The organism is Candidatus Accumulibacter phosphatis (genome assembly GCF_000024165.1).
Lineage (GTDB): Bacteria > Pseudomonadota > Gammaproteobacteria > Burkholderiales > Rhodocyclaceae > Accumulibacter > Accumulibacter phosphatis.
Genome location: NC_013194.1, coordinates 2,776,598 through 2,795,781, shown reverse-complemented (window position 1 = coordinate 2,795,781; position 19,184 = coordinate 2,776,598). Strand labels below are relative to the sequence as shown.

At 62.8% G+C, this 19,184-nt stretch carries 17 protein-coding genes; 10 read left to right on the top strand and 7 right to left on the bottom strand.

The genetic code is table 11. The annotated features are described in order from the left end of the window. Nucleotides 1-391 precede the first annotated feature (391 nt). The 6 genes from CAP2UW1_RS12145 to CAP2UW1_RS12120 all read left to right on the top strand — a co-directional run bounded on the left by CAP2UW1_RS12145 (nt 392) and on the right by CAP2UW1_RS12120 (nt 5,567). Nucleotides 392-1,165 (top strand): M15 family metallopeptidase, encoded by a 774-nt coding sequence (locus CAP2UW1_RS12145; protein WP_015766908.1) that lies wholly within the window; start codon nt 392-394, stop codon nt 1,163-1,165. Between the two features lie 3 nt (nt 1,166-1,168). Next, nucleotides 1,169-2,128 carry a serine hydrolase domain-containing protein gene (locus CAP2UW1_RS12140; protein ID WP_015766907.1) on the top strand — a complete coding sequence of 320 codons (960 nt, stop codon included), beginning with the start codon at nt 1,169-1,171 and terminating at the stop codon, nt 2,126-2,128. 25 nt (nt 2,129-2,153) lie between these two features. Continuing rightward, entirely contained in the window at nt 2,154-2,927 is a 774-nt protein-coding gene (locus CAP2UW1_RS12135; protein ID WP_015766906.1) for a DUF2272 domain-containing protein, read from the top strand. Between the two features lie 141 nt (nt 2,928-3,068). After that, entirely contained in the window at nt 3,069-3,956 is an 888-nt protein-coding gene (locus tag CAP2UW1_RS12130) for an NHL repeat-containing protein (protein WP_015766905.1), read from the top strand. 136 nt (nt 3,957-4,092) lie between these two features. After that, nucleotides 4,093-4,386, top strand: coding sequence for an antibiotic biosynthesis monooxygenase (locus CAP2UW1_RS12125; protein WP_015766904.1), 294 nt, complete (start codon nt 4,093-4,095; stop codon nt 4,384-4,386). Further along, nucleotides 4,383-5,567 (top strand): iron-containing alcohol dehydrogenase, encoded by a 1,185-nt coding sequence (locus tag CAP2UW1_RS12120; protein ID WP_015766903.1) that lies wholly within the window; start codon nt 4,383-4,385, stop codon nt 5,565-5,567. The genes CAP2UW1_RS12125 and CAP2UW1_RS12120 overlap by 4 nt, the downstream gene beginning before the upstream one ends. Before the next feature lie 208 nt (nt 5,568-5,775). Here CAP2UW1_RS12120 and CAP2UW1_RS12115 read toward each other — a convergent pair whose 3' ends face one another. Next, a complete protein-coding gene (locus tag CAP2UW1_RS12115; protein ID WP_015766902.1) occupies nt 5,776-6,216 on the bottom strand; it encodes a PaaI family thioesterase in 441 nt (146 codons plus the stop codon). Nucleotides 6,217-6,262: 46 nt separating this feature from the next. Then, a complete protein-coding gene (locus tag CAP2UW1_RS12110; RefSeq protein WP_015766901.1) occupies nt 6,263-7,483 on the bottom strand; it encodes an MFS transporter in 1,221 nt (406 codons plus the stop codon). 123 nt (nt 7,484-7,606) lie between these two features. Between CAP2UW1_RS12110 and CAP2UW1_RS12105 the strand changes: the two genes are divergently transcribed. After that, nucleotides 7,607-8,527 (top strand): LysR family transcriptional regulator, encoded by a 921-nt coding sequence (locus tag CAP2UW1_RS12105; RefSeq protein WP_015766900.1) that lies wholly within the window; start codon nt 7,607-7,609, stop codon nt 8,525-8,527. 424 nt (nt 8,528-8,951) lie between these two features. Here the strand turns inward: CAP2UW1_RS12105 and CAP2UW1_RS12100 are convergent, their stop codons facing one another. The 3 genes from CAP2UW1_RS12100 to CAP2UW1_RS12090 all read right to left on the bottom strand — a co-directional run bounded on the left by CAP2UW1_RS12100 (nt 8,952) and on the right by CAP2UW1_RS12090 (nt 13,282). Continuing rightward, entirely contained in the window at nt 8,952-10,676 is a 1,725-nt protein-coding gene (locus tag CAP2UW1_RS12100; protein ID WP_015766899.1) for an ABC transporter ATP-binding protein/permease, read from the bottom strand. Between the two features lie 211 nt (nt 10,677-10,887). Continuing rightward, nucleotides 10,888-11,211: a hypothetical protein gene (locus CAP2UW1_RS12095; RefSeq protein ID WP_015766898.1), complete on the bottom strand. Its 324-nt coding sequence runs from the start codon at nt 11,209-11,211 to the stop codon at nt 10,888-10,890. 823 nt (nt 11,212-12,034) lie between these two features. Next, complete coding sequence (locus CAP2UW1_RS12090; protein WP_015766896.1) at nt 12,035-13,282, bottom strand: hypothetical protein; 1,248 nt, start codon at nt 13,280-13,282, stop codon at nt 12,035-12,037. A 317-nt stretch (nt 13,283-13,599) separates the two neighbouring features. Here CAP2UW1_RS12090 and CAP2UW1_RS23825 point away from each other — a divergent pair, with 317 nt between their 5' ends. Next, nucleotides 13,600-14,874 carry a TIR domain-containing protein gene (locus CAP2UW1_RS23825; protein WP_015766895.1) on the top strand — a complete coding sequence of 425 codons (1,275 nt, stop codon included), beginning with the start codon at nt 13,600-13,602 and terminating at the stop codon, nt 14,872-14,874. Nucleotides 14,875-14,934: 60 nt separating this feature from the next. Further along, complete coding sequence (locus CAP2UW1_RS23820; protein WP_015766894.1) at nt 14,935-15,525, top strand: YiiX/YebB-like N1pC/P60 family cysteine hydrolase; 591 nt, start codon at nt 14,935-14,937, stop codon at nt 15,523-15,525. A gap of 333 nt (nt 15,526-15,858) precedes the next feature. On the opposite strand, the gene CAP2UW1_RS12070 is transcribed toward CAP2UW1_RS23820, so the two are convergent. Together CAP2UW1_RS12070 and leuE are read right to left on the bottom strand one after the other, a co-directional pair. Then, nucleotides 15,859-17,169, bottom strand: a complete 1,311-nt coding sequence (locus tag CAP2UW1_RS12070; RefSeq protein ID WP_015766893.1) for an HD-GYP domain-containing protein — start codon at nt 17,167-17,169, stop codon at nt 15,859-15,861. A gap of 16 nt (nt 17,170-17,185) precedes the next feature. After that, on the bottom strand, nt 17,186-17,839 hold the full coding sequence (gene leuE / locus CAP2UW1_RS12065) for a leucine efflux protein LeuE (RefSeq protein WP_015766892.1): 654 nt from the start codon (nt 17,837-17,839) through the stop codon (nt 17,186-17,188). A 745-nt stretch (nt 17,840-18,584) separates the two neighbouring features. Here leuE and CAP2UW1_RS12060 point away from each other — a divergent pair. Further along, the gene (locus CAP2UW1_RS12060) at nt 18,585-18,965 is read left to right on the top strand and encodes a hypothetical protein (RefSeq protein WP_049778665.1); all 381 of its coding nucleotides are present in this window, start codon (nt 18,585-18,587) and stop codon (nt 18,963-18,965) included. Nucleotides 18,966-19,184: the final 219 nt, after the last annotated feature.

Below are 19,184 nucleotides of genomic sequence, written 5' to 3'. Positions count from 1 at the left end.
GATCGAGATTAGCCGGAATTGCTTTAAACGTACGCAGAATCAGTGCGTTACTTTATGCATCACGAGTGGCGAGGCTCTGCAGCTAATCGCCACATTGCTGTCGGATTCTAACCGCTGGCCCAAGGTCGGTTTTGGCCGACGTGCGGTCGGCGGTGAATTGCTCAGGGTGGCTGCTCCGCTCAGTAACTCGCCCTTGGAAGGTCAGAGCCCTATACGTCTGGTTGGGGTCGGTTGCGGTCAGCAGACCACGAAAACTAGATGGCCGCTTAGGGTCTGGAGCGGCCAGCCAGACGAGCAACCGCGGAAGAAGTGCAGGCTCGGAATAACTCGATGATCAGAGATGACAGACAAGAAGCCCGTACCAGTTATACGACTCTTGAGCATCGTGCCTATGCTGCTCACCCTATCCTCAGGAGCCTATTCAGATTCGCAACTGGGCATCGATTGCCTGCTGAAAGCCTACCCGGGATTCCTGCTTGAAAAGGACGGAGACAACCTAGTCTTGGCGGATGGTCATCGCCTGCCTTACGGCTCGGGGAGCCAGGGTAACCTCGAGGACCGGCTTGACCACGCTGATTTGCATGATCAGATGAGTCAATGTTACTCGCCGGGCTTTCCGGTCGATCAGCCGCGACTCAACGAAGATCCGGGACGCATGCGGCATGAGCCGTTCTTCAAGCGTCTTTACGGTGAGGATAAACTTGCCGTCCAGCGGAATATCGTTCAGGTGATCTGGGCCCCGTCAGGCCAATCCCTCCCATTCAGCCGAATCGCCGGCGCGGACCAAGCGCTCATCCGCGTCGGCGAGGCCATCGCCGCTCGTCCCGAGCTTCGACATCTCGTCTCCAGCCCGGTGGGAACACTTAACTGGCGCACCATACAAGGGACGAAACGGACAAGCAGCCACAGCTTTGGTATCGCGATTGATTTCAGGCTCCCGCACGGGCTGGGCCACTATTGGCGCTGGGCAGGGTGCTTATCCGAAAAATCCTGTGCTTACCCGGAACGTGTTCTGCAAGATCGAGCGTTGCGGGACATCGTGACCATTTTCGAAGCCAACGGCTTTATCTGGGGCGGAAAATGGTTTCACTTCGACACCATCCATTTCGAATACCGCCCAGAGCTGCTCGTGGCCGAATGTACCTGCAAGAGCCAGGAGAAATGATTCATGTTGTTCGATCTCGCCTCACTGACCAAACCGCTCGTTACGACGCCGCTGGCTCTCACGTATCTGGACCTGGACCGTGACTTGAGCGATCTCCCCCTCCTGTCCGGCTTTCGCAAACAGACGTGGCCCTTGACGGCACGCCACCTGCTTTCGCACACGGCGGGTTTACCGCCATGGCTTCCCTACAACGGGCTTCCGCTGGCTCAGCAGCTCACCGCCCCGCTTCCCTGGAATCAACACCCTCTCCTGGTGAGGCCAGTCGCCGAATTCGGCCAATTTCCTGCCTGTTATTCGGATCTCGGCTACCGCTTGCTGGCGGAGGCCGTCGAAGCGGTCAGTGGCGAGTCGTGGGCGAAACTTGGGCAACGGATGACTGGTCTCCTGCCAGCTCCGTGGGGTGAGGCGCCGATCGCGCTTCCTCCCGGGCCGGACCGCGAAGCCTGGCTCCTTGCCGGTAACGACGTTGCCTTCCCGGAAAGCACGCCCAACTTGCCGCACGATGCGAATGCGCGTGCGGGGATGATAGGCCATGCCGGTTTCGCGGCCAATGCAGAACTCCTGTTGCCCTGGCTCATGACCTGGCGGACGACGCATGCACCGAACATGACGCTCCCCCATGGACGATCGGTCGACGGCACCGTGTGGGGACTTGGGCTATGGCGCGTAGCGAACGGCCCTGGCCAGTTCGGCGAACTGCTGGATAGGCTGCCGCTGGACGGCACGTGTCGAGTCATCGAGCACAGCGGTACGGAAATGCCTGCGGACGTACCCAATGCGCCCCCTACCGAAACCAATCAATCGTGGTGGATGCATACGGGCTTTACCGGCCCAGCGATATTTTTTCGCCCCGAAGACTTGAGTTGCATCTGTCTCCTCGCCCACCGAAGCGGGCCCGCAGGGGCGCTTCTGTCGCCGCTGGAAATTCATCGACGACGTTACGCCGTGCTGACAAGCTTATAATCCACGCTCCAGTATCCAGGCTTCCATGGTGCCGATGAAACCTCTGTCCATCGTGTTGGTTCTCGCCTTGGCCGCTTGTGAATCGGCACCGAAGATAGCTGTGCAACCCGAAGAACCGCCGCAGGCGCAGGAAATCGCACCCCCGGCCGACAGTTCGGAATCACCGCCGCTCGGTTACTGGAAATCCAGGATCGTCGAGGCCGCGAATGCAGAATGGCTCTACTTCGACCGGCAGACAGTGGTCATCGATGGCGATGAGGAGAGCATTCCCCATGTGGGAGTTTGGGAAGATGACGATCATGAGCACAGCGACCGGATCAACCAGTACTGGCGCGCCGTTGGCAAGTACCGGCTAACAGGTTACGACTGCAGGGAGCCGTGGTCCGCTGCCTTCATCAGTTGGATCATGCGGGTGGCTGGTGTGCCGACAGACGTGTTCCCACCGAGCAGCGCCCACCGGAATTACCTTAACCATTTTCTCGCCAACGCACAGGATCCGTTCGCGGCCTTGATACCCCATACCATTCAGCAATACAAACCCACACTCGGGGATTTGATCTGCGCCACCCGCAGCAGAGTCGAGCCTCAGGAAGTGATGGAGAAACTCCCGGACTCAGTCAACTCCGGGGCGCATTGCGACATCGTCGTGGAAACCGACGGCCGAACCTTGCAAGCCATCGGCGGCAATGTCCGCAATTCCGTTTCCAGGACTGTTTTGACTTTATCCCCGGATGGCCACTTGCAGTATTCGAGTCCAAGGCCATGGTTCCTGATTATCGAAAATCGCCTGGACCGATAGCGTGTTCGCGCGCTCAGTTGAACCTTGCCCTCGTACCGGCATCGAACAGAACGTGCCCAAGCCGAGACGGTGCGGCAGCCGACAGAAGACCGTCCACCCGAGCCGGGCGCCGTCAGCGAAACTGCTCCAGTCGAGGTGATCATGATGCGCTTCCTCCTCTTTGTCGCCACACTGCTCTTCCTGCCCATTGGCCAGGCGCAACCGCTTCTGCACGGCACGCTAATCGCGGAGCAGGCTGCCGGGCTGGCACAACCGCACGATGCCGCGCTGTCGCCGGACGGCAGGCTGCTGTACGTCACCGACATGGCCAACAGCCGGATCGTCGCCCTCGATGCGATGACGCTGAAGACCCTCGGTACGTTCGGTGCGGGCGAGCTGTCCTACCCGCACGATGCGGAGTTCGACGCGCGCGGGCGCCTGCTCGTCGCCGACACGGGCAACGACCGGATTGCCATCTACGAGGTGAATGGGGCGTCTGCCCGACTCGTCGGCGAACTCAAGGGGCTGGCTGCGCCCGAGGGTGTGGCGGTGACCGGGGATGGGCGCGTGCTCGCCACCAATGTGCGCTCGGGCAGCGTCAGCGTTTTCCGCGGCGACAAGCTGGTGGCCAGCGTCGGCCAGCAGGGTTCGCGCGATGGCGAGTTCTCGCATCCCCACGACATCGATGTTGGGGCCGATGGCACGATCTACGTTGTCGATTCCGGTAACAATCGTGTTCAGGTATTCGATAGCAGCCTGGCACACCGCAGCAGCTTCGGGCCCGAATTGAAGCTCAACGGGCCCAAGTACCTTTCGCTCGACGCGGGCCGCATCTGGCTCGCCGACGAGTACAACCATCGCATCCTTCTCCTCGACCACCGGCATCGCCTGCTCGGCGTCCTCGGCACCAGCCAACCGGGGCGTGGCGCGAACGCCTTCAGGAAGCCGGAGGCGGTCGTGGCACGCGCGCCTCATCTCTGGGTGGTCGACACCTACAATGACCGTGTCCTCCTGCTGCAGGTGACGCTGCCCGATCTACAGGGTCGATGAAGCCCGCCTGACGCTCAGGCACATGGCGTGCATCGCGGCAACGGCGCCGGCCATCCCGGTCGGGGCAACCGTCATTGCGCGCGTACAGCCAGCATGCGGAGTGTAGAATTCTCCGGACAACTCACGGGAGACCACCATGCATGTCACGCTCGTCCATGTCCGGGTCCGGCCGGAGCATCTCGACGCCTTCATCGCGGCAACGCGCGCGAACCACGAGGCCTCGGTCAGCGAAGCGGGCAACCGTCGCTTCGATGTCCTGCAGGCGCCCGACGACCCGACGCGCTTGATCCTCTACGAGGCCTACGCGTCGGCCGCCGACGCCGCCGCGCACAAGGAGACCGCGCACTATCTCGCCTGGCGTACGGCGGTCGCCGACATGATGGCCGAGCCACGCCGCGGCGAGCCGATGAATGGACTATTTCCCGCATGAGCGGCAATTTCTTTCCCTTCTCGATCGCCCGCCTGCCGCGCATCGAATTCGGCAGCGGCGCGCTGGAAAAACTGCCGGAGATCGCTGCCGGCTACGGCAACCATCTCCTCATCGTCACCGGCCTGCGCTCGTTCGCCGAGTCGGAAGCGGGAACGCGCTTGTTCGCGCAGCTTCGCCAGCGCGGCCTGGCGTGGGAGCAGGTCAGGGTGTCGGGTGAGCCGTCGCCGGAGTTCGTCGATGCGACGGTCGCCGCGCTGCGCGGAACGCCGTTCGACGCGGTAGTCGGCATCGGCGGCGGCAGCGCGCTCGATGCGGCGAAGGCCATCGCCGGCCTGCTGCGGCCCGGCAACTCGGTGATGGACCACCTCGAGGGCGTCGGTCCGGAACTGCCCTATCGCGGACCGTCAACGCCGTTCATCGCCGTGCCGACCACCGCCGGGACCGGTTCGGAGGCGACGAAGAACGCGGTGCTGACGGCTCCCGGCGGCTTCAAGAAATCCTTCCGCGATGACCGGTTGGTCGCCGAATGGGCGATCGTCGATCCGGATCTGCTCGCCACCTGCCCGCCGGCGCTGATCGCCGCCGACGGCCTGGACGCCTTTACGCAGATCCTCGAGTCCTTCGTGTCCACGCGCGCCAACCCACTGACCGACGCCCTCGCCCGCTCCGGGATCATGGCCGCGCGCGACGCCCTGCCGGCGCTGCATCGCCAGCAGTCGGCCGCGGCGCGCGCGCCGATGGCCTATGCCTCGCTGGTGTCGGGTATCTGCCTGGCACAGACCGGGCTCGGTGCGGTGCATGGTCTCGCCTCGCCACTCGGCGCCTTCTTCCCGATTCCGCATGGCGTCGTCTGCGGCACCCTGGTAGCGGCAGCCACGGCAAGCAACATCGCGGCGCTTGAAGCACGCGCACCCGACCATCCGGCGCTGCCGAAATACGGCGAGATCGGGCGCCGCTTCGCGATGCAGAAGGGCCTGAGCGGCTCTGAGGCGCGCGCCTTCCTCGTCGACAGCCTGCGCCGCTGGGAAGTGGAACTCGCGCTGCCGCGGCTCGCCGCGTACGGCATCGGCGAGAGCGATCTGCCGCGCATCGTCGCGGCCAGCCGGGGAGGCAGCATGAAGACCAACCCGATTGTCCTCACCGACGCGGAGCTTACGGACATCCTCGCCTGTCGGCTTTGAATGCGACGGCGGATGGCCCTACCGACAACTATTCCCCGGGCATCTACCACGCGCTCTACTGAGCGGGCTCGACGCTGCTGACGCAAGCGGAACAGATTCGATGCAACAGCCGGTGCGCTGTTGCTCACCCGACGAAGCATCATATCGAGGTGAGTCGGCCCGCCGCCAGGTGCCGGCAGGTGCCGGCAGCTTAGCGGGGTCGCTGGGGCTATCGGTGTTCGGCCTTGGGCCAGAGGATCATCTGCGTGCAGCGAAACAGGGCCAGCTTGCGTCCGCTCGCCTCGTCGGTCACCACCGCATCCCAGACCTGCGTGTTGCGTCCGAGATGTTGGGCGGTCGCCGTGCAAGCGACGCTACCCTCCCTGACGGTGCCGAGATGGTTGCTTTTCAGTTCGATCGTCGTGAAGGACTGTGCGCCTTCCGGCAGGTGCGCGATGGTTGCGTATCCGCAGCTCGTATCGGCAAGCGCAACGACGCTGGCCGCGTGCAGGAATTCGTTGGGGGCCACGTGCAGCTTGTGGATCGGCATCCGGCTGCTGAGCGTGTTCGGTTCCAGCGACAGGATGACGATGCCGAGGTAGCCGGGCAGGTACTCGATGCCTTGCTGGTTGAGACGTTCGATGGTGATCTCGTTGCGCAGTTTGCTCATGGTCGGCGATCCCGAGTTGGAAAGAAGACGCTTCTCGAAGCCCCTGTCAGGCTGGTGCAAGGGCCCTGGTCACGGGTGCTTCGCGGATCGGCAGGTTGACCAGCGCGGCGGCGACGGCCAGCGCCATGTCGGCGTACCACATCCAGCCGAAGTCGCCGAAACGGACGATGACCAGCCCGCCCAGCCAGGCGCCGAGGAAGCCACCGATCTGGTGCGACAGCAGGGTCATGCCGAACAGCGTGGCCAGGTAGCGAACCCCGAACAACTTGCCGACGATGGCTGCCGTCGGTGGGACGGTCGCCAGCCAGGTGAAACCGAGGCCAGCGGCGAAGACATAGAAAGTCAGCGCCGTACGCGGCGCCATCAGATAGACGGCTACGAGCAGGGCGCGCGAGCCATACATGAGCGCCAGCACGTACTTGCTGCGATAGCGGGAGATGCAGGCACCCGCGTAGAGACTGCCGAGGATGTTGGCCAGTCCGATGATCGCCAGCGACCAACTGGCGACCTCGGGAGGTAGTCCGCACAGATTGACCTCGCCCGGCAGGTGGGTGACCAGGAACGCGATGTGAAAGCCGCAGGTGAAGAAGCCGGCATGCAGCAACAGGTAGCTGCGGTCGCCGAACGCCTCGCGCAAGGCCGCCGGCAACCCCTTGTCCGCCTGCTCGCCAGCAGGGGCTGGCGTCACCGCTAACGGGCTGGCGACCCGCCGCACCAGTGGCAGCGCCGCCAGGGTCATCGCCGCCAGAACCCACATCGCGCCCATCCAGCCGAGCGCCTGGATCGCCTTCTGGAGAATCGGCGCAAAGACGAACTGCCCAAAGGAACCGCCGGCATTGATCACTCCCGACGCCGCGCCGCGCGCTTCCAGTGGCAGGCGCTGCGCGGCGGCGCCGATCAGCACGGAAAAACTCCCGGCACCTGCACCGATCGCCGCCAGGAGGCCGAGCGACACCACCAGGCCAAATCCGGAAGTGGCATATGGGGTGATCGCGCAACCCGCCGCCAGTGTGATGATGCCGCCGGTGAGTACGGTGCGCGGCCCGAAGCGGTCAGCCAGCGCGCCGGCCACCGGCTGAACCGCACCCCAGGCGAACTGGCCAATGGCGAGAGCCAGGCTGATGGTGGCAATCCCCAGTCCGCTGGTGTCGTTGATCGGCGCGATGAGCAGGCCGAAGGACTGGCGCGTTCCCATCGTCACCATCAGGATGCCGGCCGCAGCCAGGGTGATGGCCATGACGCCGGGGCGGTTGAGCGAACGCAGCATGGGAGGTGCCTGTAGAGGAATTGACCAGGCCGGAATTGGCTCTGATTCGGGCGAACTATAGGTCGAAGCCGGGACGACGAATAGCAGTAGAATCGGGCTTTGACGTCAACGAATGATTGACAAATGGCTTGGTTGAGCAGCTGGACAAGCTTTGTCCGGGTTGTCGAAATCGGCAGCATGGCTGCTGCGGCGCGCCGTCTCGACTGTACGCGGGCACAGATCAGCAAGCAGGTCGGCGAACTCGAAAAAGCTTTTGGCGTCCGGCTCTTCGAGAGGACCACGCGCAAGCTCCGCCTGACACCCGCGGGCGAAATCTTCTACCAGCACGCCCTGCGCGCGCTGGCAGTCGTCGACGGTGCCGATCTGGCGGTCCGGATCAGTACCGAGGTGCCATGCGGCGTCCTGCGCATCAGCGCCTCGCTGACTTTCGGACGATTGTATATTGCGCCGCTGCTGCCGCGTCTGGCCGAACGTTATCCACAGCTCGAGTGTGAACTGCTGTTGAGCGACGACCTGGTCGACCTGATCGATGACCGGATCGACCTTGCCTTGCGCCTGACCAAAACACCGCCAGAAGATGCGGTGGCGCGCCCCCTGACCCTCGTCAAGCGCCTGATCTGCGCCGCACCCGCCTACCTCGACACGCACGGTCGCCCGGCAACACCCGCTGAACTGTCCAGTCACCAGTGTTTCGACTTCCCGCATCCCTACGGCAACGGGAGGTGGCGGCTGCTCGATCGCCAAGGAGAGGAAACCGCCGTCCCGGTCAGCAGCAGGTTTCGGATCAACAACGTCGACTGCATTCTGGACGCGCTCCTCGCTGGTCACGGAATGGCGATCCTGCCGACCTATCTCTGCCGTTCGTACCTGGCCGACGGGAGACTGCACGCGGTGCTTGACGACTACGAGCCGCTGAGCAGCTTCGGGCGCCATGTCTACGCCTGCTACACCCCGAGCCGGGTCCGCCTGGCGAAGGTCCGCGTCGTTCTCGACGAACTGGAAGCGCTGTTTCTCCCCGTGCCGCCGTGGGAGCGACCTGATTGAGCGGGTCGACCGCCGCGCTGCCACAGCTGAACGTGTTGCAAGGCCGAGGCAAAGTGGCCGGTGCTGCATGCGTTCGCCCACCAGACCGGTTTCAGTCGATGACGCCGAGGTGGCCACTATGCACCGCGCATGCACTCTTGCCGCCAGCCGGGGGCAGTGGTCAGGTTCCGGAAATCTGTCGTGCAAGCGGATCGAGCTGTGCCAAGGTGCCGTTGCTCGAGTACGCCACCGACAGCTCGCCGTCGCGTCCGCCGCATCTTCGCGCGATCCGGACGGGGTGCTCGCGCCAGTTCAGGACCATGCGCGAGCAAGCCGACGAGGGCGGCAATCTGGTGGCAGCCGCCGATCAGCCTGTGGCGCCCGTCGCTGTTCCTTCGGGTCCTACCCCGAACACACCTGGAACGGCCGATCCGCGCGGGAAGCGTCAGGTCGCCTTGGCGGGCGCTTCCCGGTCAAAGCAGTAATCGCTCGCCGCATACAACTGCCATCCGCCATCGCCTGTCAGCTCCAGGACGTGCTGATGATACTTAAGGATCGCGGGACGATGGCCGACGCTGATCATGGTCGTTTCGCTGGCCGCCAACTGACGATAGACGCTGTCTTCGTTGGTGATATCGAGGGCGCTGGTCGCTTCGTCGAGAATGGCGTAACGGGGTGCGGAAAGCAGCACTCGGGCCAAGGCGACGCGTTGCTGTTCACCGACCGACAATACCTTGGCCCAATCCAGTTCGGCATCCAGGCCATTGAAGCGGGCGGCAAGGTCAGGGAGGTTGACCTTCTCCAGCACGCGCAGCAGTTCCGCGTCAGCTATCGCCTGCTCCGGTAGCGGATACAGCAACTGGCTGCGCAGGGTACCCAGCAGCATGTAGGGTCTTTGCGGCAGGAACAGCATTTCGCTGGCCTCTGGCTGAATGATGCGGCCACTGCCCGAGCGCCACAGACCGGCGATCGCGCGCAGCAATGAACTCTTTCCGCAACCGCTGGCGCCGACGATCAACACGCCCTGGCCCGGATCGATCGTCAGCGAAAGATCCTTGATCAGCGTTCGCGCATGGTTTGGGGTTTCGAGGGTAAGGCTTTCAATGGCCAAGCGCGAATCCTGGACGACGGCAATGCCATCCTCTGCGCCCGACCGATCGGTCTCCTTGCCGGTGACGAAGCCCGCGAAGCCATGCAGACGATCGATCCCGGCGGCAAACTTGCTGAACTCTTCGAAGTTGTCGACAATCACCGTCAGCGCCGTCAGGATCGCCGCAAAGGCGCCGGTTGCCTGGATCGCCCGGCCAACCTCGAGCTCCCCCGAAATCACCCGCCCGGCAATGATCGCGCTGGGCAGGATGATGGTGACGAATCGGTAAGCATACTGGAAAAGGTTCAGATTCAATTGCGCCCTGATAAGTCTGCCGAAGTTCCTGAATACCTCGTCGAAATGCCGACCGACCTGTCGCAACTCCTGTGTCTCGCCGCGATAGAAGGCTATGGCCTCGGCATTCTCGCGAATCCGTACCAGGCTGAAGCGGAAGTCGGCTTCGCGTTTGAGCTGATAGAAGTTGAGGCCAATCAGCACCTGGCCGAACACCAGTAGCGTTACCGCCGTGCCGAAAATCGCATAAACGACCAGAAAGCCGACCATTTCCCGGGAAATGGACCAGAGAACGCCGCAGAACGCGACAAGCTGCAGCAATGCACCCGCTGTTACCAACAGAAAGTGCAGGGACTGCTCGGTGAAGGTTCTGATATCTTCGGCGATCCGCTGATCCGGGTTGTCGATCTCGGCACTTGCGTTCAGTCGGTAGTACGCCCGATTGCTGAAATAGCTACCGAGAAGACGCCGCGTCAACCAGCGCCGCCAGTGGAGACCGAGCTTGTCACGTACGTAGTAGTAGAAGGCATAGATCGGCACGGCAACAACCAGGATGGCGAGGCACTTCTTGATCGCGCTCCAGAACCTCTCGGCATCTCTTGCCGCCAGTGCAGAGGTGAATTCTCCGGTCAACTGATTGAAGAGGACGTCGAATCCGGTCTGCCCCAGCAACAACATGACCAGCAAGGCGAGCAGCCCTCTGGCGATCCATTTTTCCTCGCCGAACCAGTAGGGTACCGCCATCGCCCGAAAGCGCTGCCACAAGTGAACGTCAAAATGAACCATGGTCGAGAATGGGTTCGCCGAAATCGATCGGCGTCCTTCCGTGAGTACAGCGTCAAGTGTGGGGTCGGCGGCCAGCCGGCCATGGCCCTTGCGAAACACCAGGATTCTACTGTGGAATCCGCCCAGGAACGACGAAGAACGGCCCACCACAAACCCTGACGGCCGTGCAGGCGCCACGGCGTCCCTTGGTCAGCCACGGATGCCGGCGCCGTTACGCGAACGAGCAGCTGGTCGTTGTCGAGCAGAGTGAAGACGGATGCTGTCTACGACTCAACTGGCCTTCGCCACGAACGTTGTAGGCTGCCGCAAGCTGGCGCATGTCTTCGAGCGCCTGGTCGCCGATGCCCCCGCTCATCCAGGTAAGCTGTTCTTGCGGGGCGCTGGTGGTGTTGGCTCGCGTTACGTCGCCCGCCGTCCCGGCCAGCAGCGGAGCGCATGGCAAGGCGATGACCAAGGCCAGCAGGCCACTGCGAAGGGAAAGGCGACAAGGCCGTGGGAGCATCTGCGCCTCGAACGTTGGTGGGGGATGGCTCATGATCTACTCCAGGAATCAACCCTGGGCAAGCGCAGTCGAATCAATCGCCAGCCCCGGGCCGGCGATCTGCGGAACCCTCTGATTCTCTGGCCATCGTCCTTCCTGTCGATCGCGCCGTCTGTAGTTGCCCCGTGCCCCGGCGCTGCCGGCGGCCCCGTATCACCCGTTGCTCTGGTACTGCCGGTGGCACCGGTGTCGCCACCGCCTCCGGTGTCGCCGGTCGCGCCGGTATTGCCGGTTGCCCCGGTGTACCCAGTCGCGCCCTGCGGCCCGGCCAGGCCCGCAGGCAGTGTGAAGCAGGCGCTTAAAGCGAGCGTCGTCAGTGTTGGGGCAATCAGCTTCGAATGGTTCAGATAGTTCATGATGATGTCTTCGTCGTGGCTTACCGGAACCACCCACGTCAAGGCGGGCAATCCCCCGGATTTGATCAGCTTCCGGCAGCAATCTTCGGCGTGGGTGGATCGGGCCATCGCTACTGCGCGGACGGAACCGGGCTGACTTGCAGACACAAACCCGGGAGGACTGACTGAAGCCGGCACGGCACCGTTGGCGATGAGGCTGCGCAAACCGGCCCAGGCAGCCGGTGCGCTGGCGCGCATAGGCGCGCATAGGCGCGCCGAGGTCGAGTGGCCCCACTTGGCAGTCGATCACGGGCGATCTCCATCTGACGACGAATGCGAAAAACCAGACGGGCCTCCCTGTGCGGGCGAAACAGACAGCACCTGTGGAATCCGGGGATGTCTGCGCAGTCTTTCTGGACCGCGCTCGTAGAAAGCCAGGAGAACCGTCTACAGTGTCTTCAGCGGTCCGCTCCCGCGTGCAATCACTCCGTCGGTGGGCGGTCACCCTGCGCGGCGGGCCGACGGGCTGCGCCCAGATCGAGGACCTTCGCTCGACTGAATGCCGCGGTGACGTGGTCTGCAGCGTCCTTGCCGCTATCCCCGTACAACAACGAAAGTCCCATTACCATTTCGCCGAACTTCGCCCATCCTTGACGGTGATACTGAACGGCGTTGTAGCGAAAATCGTGGGCATAGGCGCTATCGTCCGCGCGAACGGTGAGATCGTAGTAGTAGACGCAGGTACCCGCAGCGCATTGAGTCTGCAGCGACGACACGGTAGCGCCTCGCTCCTCGTAAGAGCGTCGCGCCGCCTCTGCCACGCCTTCAGGCTGATCGGACAGCGCGGCAGAGCGCGTCCTCCCCAAGGGGAACACCAGGAACGAGAAGGCCTGCCCCTTACCGGAGCGCAACTCGATCCCGCCGGCAGGGCCTGGTGGCGGCCGCCGATACGTGTACCGCCAATCAATCGGGATACTGAGGCGAATCCGCAATCGGTCAAAAAAGTAGAACAGGCGATCGATGTCTGCCGAAGGCCTGCGTGGACCGTACGTGACCGAGTCGAAGACCTTCAGCACATCTTCCTGGGCTGCGGTGCTGGAGACGCTGAAATGGAAGTCAAAGCAGAAACCACGGTAGTAGGGATACCAGTATATGGTCCTTCGCCAAAACTGGACCTTTTGGGGCCCGAACTCGGAGATCGACCAGTCGTACATCAGAAGCGTCTTTCCGCGCGCTTCGACTTCGGCCACCTCGCCCACTTTGCCTTTGTCACCAACAAAGCTCGCCGTCCGATCGCGCCCCTCCTGGACACCTCGCGCGTAATACCTTCGACAAGACTCCTCACTGTTGGCACCGTCTATCCGCTCCGCGAAAACGGTGGCCGTTGTTCCGGAAGTGTCGTTCCCCATGAAGAAGAACTGCGACGGCCCTGAAAACGGGAGTTCTTGGTGCTCAAATCCAGGCATGTCGGCCAGCAGATGCCAGTCCTCACCTTCGACATACAGGCCCAGCTGCCCGGGCTTTTCCGTCGTGAAGACCTGACTTGGATAGGTGGTCAGCGGCGGCACGTCGCGGTCGCCGGCAGATACCTCGCCAACGCCTGAGAGGCCCACAGCGGTCTGCAGGATCGTGGCGCCGACGATAGCAAGAGCCCCCCTGCTCGCGACACGCCACAGGGCCTCCAGTCTTGTCCACACGACCACGACGGTACTTCCGACAACGCGCGACACGCTGGCTCTCCTCCTGAACGGAAGTCGACTGCCGTTCTTCAGCGAGTCGCGCAGGCGAGACGCTAGACAGCAATGGCAGAAGGGACTTACATGAAAAGTATAGTCGACGGCAAGAGCCGTCGCCGGCTTCAGCTGCTCGCCCCGTCAACATGTCGATGACCCGATATCTGCGTGGCGGCGACGTCTCCACTCCAAGGCACGACTTTCTGAACACTGCGCCCCGGGGAACACGTGTCGCTCTTCTGTGCCGAATTCGGTGGATAATCGCCTTTGCCGGTAAGACTTCGGCGGCCGGGCCATCGTCAGGGGAGACTCAAATGACAGGCACTGTTGCAACAGGGTACGACGTATTCCTCTCCCACCGTTCGCCCGACAAGCCGATGGTCGAACGACTCGCCGAGAAACTCGTCGAGGAAGCGCAGCTCAGTCCGTTTCTCGACCGCTGGCACCTGATCCCGGGGGAACCCTGGCAAGAGAGTCTCGAGCAGGCGCTCAACCGGAGCCGCTGCGTGGCCGTCTTCGTCGGCCCGAGCGGCGTCAACTCCTGGGAAAACGAGGAGATGCGGGCGGCGCTGAGCAGGCGCGTCCAGGAGAACAGCTTCCGCGTCATCCCGGTCCTCCTGCCGGGCGCGGACCAGGAGGCGAAGGACAAGTTGCCGTCTTTCCTGCTGCGCTTCACTTGGGTCGATTTCAGTGCCGGCATCGACGACCCGGTCGCCTTTTCGCGGCTGGTCGCCGGCATTCGCGGGCAGGCGCCGGGCCGCTCCGGCGTGCAGAAGCTGTCCGCCGCCTCGCCGTATGTGCGCAAGAGCGTGCGCGAGATCATGGCCGACGCCTTGCGCCAGGAGGGCATCGACCTGGCGTCGATGCCGCTCGGGATCGGGGCGACGATCAAGACGATCATCCGCCGCTGCCAGCTGCAGTACCCCGAGCTGGAGCCGGGAGATGTCGCGCGCAAAGTCAGCGGTGGCCGCGCCGTCGCCTACGAGGAGAAGTACGGACAGCGCAGTCAGAAGGAAGACGAGCGCTACCGCGCCTTCGAGGAGTGGGAGGCCGAGCTGAACACGCTCTTGCGCCATGTCGGTATTCGCGACCTGGCCCGCTGCCGGGCGATCAACGTAGGCATCGGCAACGGTCTGGAAAAGCCTTTCTTCTACAAGGACTTCAAGCAACTGGTCGGCGTCGATCTGTCGGCGAAAGCGCTCGCCAGGGCAGCGCAAGCGATCGTCAACCTTGATCCCCGTCGTGCCGAGGCCGAAGAACTGCAGGGTGTGGCGAGCCACGCCTTCGACCTTTATCTTTCGCTGCGAACCTATCAGTCGAGTTTCTTCGATATCGGCGATGCCCTGTTCGCGGCCTGCCGAGTTCTCGATGACGGTGGGCGCGCGGTGATCTCGATACCCTACGTCTATGTTGACCAGGGGCGACTGCTGAACGGCCTCCTGCGGCCGGGTGGCCACGATCTGGACCCCGACCTCCCCTACGAAATCGCCGATACGGTGCGTCGTGGCCTGCAGAATCTCGGTTTCGAACAACTCGGGATGCACACCGGTCTGTTCGAGATCTATGTCTACGCGACGAAGGCAAGCTAGCGCAGATGGGCGCGCGCGCCGCGAGACGTATCAGACCTATCGCTTGACCCGGAGGCACCCATGGCCGAGCCACTTGCCGTAAAAGCCGTTGCCAGACTCCCCGTTCTCGACTACGAACAGGCCCGGGACCAGCTGCACACCGGTGACCTCGTCTTCTGCTCGGGCACCTATTTCTTTTCGCGGACCATCCAGTGGTTCACGAAGTCCGTCTGGAGTCACGTCGGCATCATCTATCGCGACGACAATCTGCAGCGCATCTTCGTCCTGGAGAGCGAGACCGCCATCGGCGTTCGCCTCGCGCCCCTGTCCAAGTACCTGTGCAATTACCACGGCAGGAACAAGCCCTACAAGGGACGCATCGTCATCGGCCGGCTGACGCCGCCGCCGGCCGATGAGCAGTTCAAGCAGGCGATCAGTTTCGGCATGGACGAACTGACCCGACCTTACGACAACCGGGAGATCCTGCGTATCGCGATGCGCATTCTCTTCAGACGCTGCCGAAAGAACCGCGACCGCAAGTACATCTGCTCCGAACTGGTCTACGAGGCCTTTCGCAAGGCCGACATCGGGTTCAAGTTCCACCGCGATTCGATCAGTCCGGACGACATCTGGAACGATGGACGCGTGGTGATGCAGTTTCGGATCATGTAAGGACGAGCCCGGCGAAGACCTTCGGGTCATTGCGCGTGGGTGGAGCGCCGAGACACGCGTACCGGGGATGACCAGGCGCGCTTCGTGTCGTCGTGGCCCTCTCTCTTGCCGTCGCTCTTGCTTGCGTGCAGCGGGGTTCCCGTGGCGGTCGCAAGTCCCCTGCGGGCGAAACGCCTTTGCTCCGTGCGTCGCCGTTGACTCCGCCAGCGTCTGCGCGCCGCCGTCAGTCAGGCCAGAGCGAGGCCAAACAGAGGCAGGGATGCCGGCGCGGGAACCAGGACATTCGGAGGGAGAATGCAACGCGGGTGAGCGCGCCCTGTCGACCAGGCTGCTTTACTCGCAAACGAACCGACGCACCTGCGCCAGCCAGCCGTCAATCCCGGCCCTGAGTGCCGCTGGAAGGAGCGCCCCCGAAATCGATTGGTCGCGCTCAATACCGCTCAGCAGCGCCTTGAACTGCCAATTGAGCTCATCCAGCAACGTCGTAAGCTCCATACATATCTCGGGATCGGCGTCGCCTGCCATGGCCAATATGTCTTCGATCCGGCATTGATCGAAGCCCGGCTCGATCACCAGCATCTGCAAGGCATTCACCCGTTCGACGAGAACGGAAACGCGTTCGAGATCGGCACCGGAAATCGTCTTGCGCAACGCAGCCCAGCCTTCGAACAGCTTTCCGAGTTGCGTCAGGTGCGTCATCAGGTACACCTCGTCGAGCTTCTCGCTTGGCTGCAGCGTGAAACTGCCGAACAGGCGGGAGGTCAGCGCGACGACGCCGGCGTCGTACTTCTTCTTGTTCATGCGAAATTTCATGCCGATCCGCTTGTCCGCACCATGCTTTTCGATGAGGGAAGCGGCGACCTCGGCGACAGCCAGATAGCGCGAAACCGTCGAAATCGCGTCACCTGACAGATGATAAGGGTAGCCGCTGCCGTCGATCCGCTCATGATGCTGCAGCACGGCATTGGCCGTTCCTTTGGGTAGCTCGGCAAAATCACGCAGCATCAGGAAGCCGGCAATGGGATGTACGTAGAGATGGCGACGCTCTTCCGCGCTCATCTGATGCCCGGGCGCGAGAAACGCCGGCTGGATGCACAGTTCGCCGACATCATGGAAGACACTCGCCAAGGACAAGGCCTGCAGTTCTTCGCGCGGCAGCTGACCGCTGATTCCCAGCGCCGTGGCGACCACGGACGAGATCATTGCGTGCTGGAAGAGCTTCGGCCGATCGGATTGCATCACGGCCAAGCGCAAGGTGAGTGGGCCGGGAATGCTCAGTTGGCTGAAATGCTTGCCAAGCTGTTCGAGTAGCTCGGGCTGTTCGAGCAACGGCGCCAGCGAAGGCACGCGGCGCGCCTCTGCGTGCATCAGGGAGACGAGTTTGCTCGCATCGAGCGCGTCGCTGACGCTGAGCGACTGCTCAATCGGCTTGAGGAGCTTGTGGGCGACCAGGCGGTCATAAAACTGGCCCGACAGGCGAGTGCCGCGGCTGACCAGCTTCGTTCCGCCACGGGCGAAAATATCCTCGCTGGCGACCACCTCATGCGTGTCGGCAAGCTCGGTCACGGCTTTGACGAACAGTGAGTTCTCACCAACGGCTTGGCGAGCCAGTTCGTCCTGTTCAGTCTGCGGCCTGGGCTGCATGGTGCTGTCCTTTCTTCTAGCTCAAGGTGGCGCCGGCCAGTTTTGCGCTGAAGCTGATAAACAGCCCGCCGACACCGCCAGTCGCCAGCGCTGAAAGCCGTCGCCGGCGGCGGAACTGCAGGGCCAGATGAGCGCCGCCAAGGATCAGTACCGAAAGGTACAAGGCACTGAAGAACTGGACGATCAGGCCCAGAATGCAAAACGACAGGGCCGCGTGCGGATAGCTCGAATCGACAAACTGGACGAAGAAGGAAATGAAGAACAGGATCGCTTTCGGGTTCATCAGGCTGATGATCAGAGCGGTATGGAAGGGGCGCGAAGTGTCCGCAGCGGTCTGAGTGTTTTCACTGCTGGTGGCGCAGTTGTCTCGCCAGGTCGCAAAGGATGAGCGCAGAAGTCCAACGCCCATCCAGGCCAGGTAAAGTGCCCCAGCATACTTGACCCCCATGAATACGGCGGGATTCGCCTGCAACAAGGACGCAGCGCCAGTCGCCGAGAGCAGCATCAGGATCGTGTCGCCGACCAAGACGCCACAGGCACCGCGATAGCCTGCCGCCACTCCCCAGCGCGCAGCGACCGACATCACATAAAGTGAATTTGGTCCGGGCAAAAGTATGATAACAATGGTTCCGGCGACGAAGGTCGCGATGTTGTTGATGCCGTAAAACATGGCACGTCCCTGTCAAAGGTGGGAGATTCAACGGCGCTATCGAGAGTATATGAGCCACCACAAACAAGGATCAATCTCGAACGTGGTTGGGATAGCACTTGAACCGCCATCCCAGTTCGGTTCCGCTCGGCGCCCGCAGTCATCGGCCTGGCTGCTCCGGCCAGGCGGATGAGCACCGAGACGCGTCGTCAGTTGACCAGCGACGGACCAGCTTGTCATGGCGCAGTCTTGCCCTCTCGGTACGACGGATTGCTTGTGGTTGAAGCGCGAACACAGTCATACGACACCACCGATGACAAGGGATTGACCGGTGACTGATCGAACGCTACAGTTCCCGTAAGGGGGCCGCGAGGATTGCAGCGTGCGGCTTGTTTGTCGCTCATCGGGAGGTGTGAACATGTTGAAGGTGGGAGTTCTGGGGCCGGCGTTGCTGGCGATGGTGGCTGCAGCAGGTTTGTCCGGCTGCGCGAGCAACTCGGGGAAGAGCGAGAGCGCGCAGGCTCCAGCGCCGACTCCGGCGCAGGTAGAGACTGCGGCTGCGACGCAGACGGCTCCGGCATCACCGACGAACCAACAGGGCAAACAGGCCAGGAAGGGTTCGAAGTTGGACAGCGCGAAGTCCGCGAAAAGCCCTTCGCCAGCGCCGCTTGCCCAGTCCGAGAAGCCGCTTGCGGCGGCGCAAGCCGCGCCACCAGTTCCCGCCGTCCAGCCCGCGCCGTCGGCTCCGGCAACGCCGCCGGGCAAGATCGGGCCGGGAATGAACGCCAGGGGCGAAGTGGTGGATTCGACCAAGGTCGAAGCAGGGTACGGCCAGCCGGTCAAGGGCTTGCGCGACTGGGAAGGCGAGATTACCGGCAAGGCGGCACCGGGCAGCAAGTTTACGCAGCTACAGATTGGCATGCCCATGCGTCAGGTCACCGACCTCGTCGGCCAGCCCAGCGACCAAGGTGCCTATATCACCGGCAAGGCGTTCATCCCTTTCTTTTTTGGTAGTGACACGCATCGCCAGGAACTAGTCTACAAGAACCAGGGCCGCTTGATTTTTGCGGGAGGCTCAATGGGCGATTTCGGTAGCGCGCATCTGGTGTGGATCATTCACAATGGCAACGAACCGCCCTACCGCTGAAATTGACTGGGCGGCAATCGGCAGAGGGCGGCTGCGACGGCAACTTCTGCGTTAAGAAACGGGAAATCCCACGCGGATCTAGCAGAGGGGTATGCGGCTCCGCCACGAGGTGTCAAGTGGACCGCGAAGTCAAGGCAAGAAGCAACTGTATCTATGCTGGCGACGTGACTTCAACAACCAAGTCGTAGAGCACGGTGCGCGCCGGCCGGCGACGGCGGC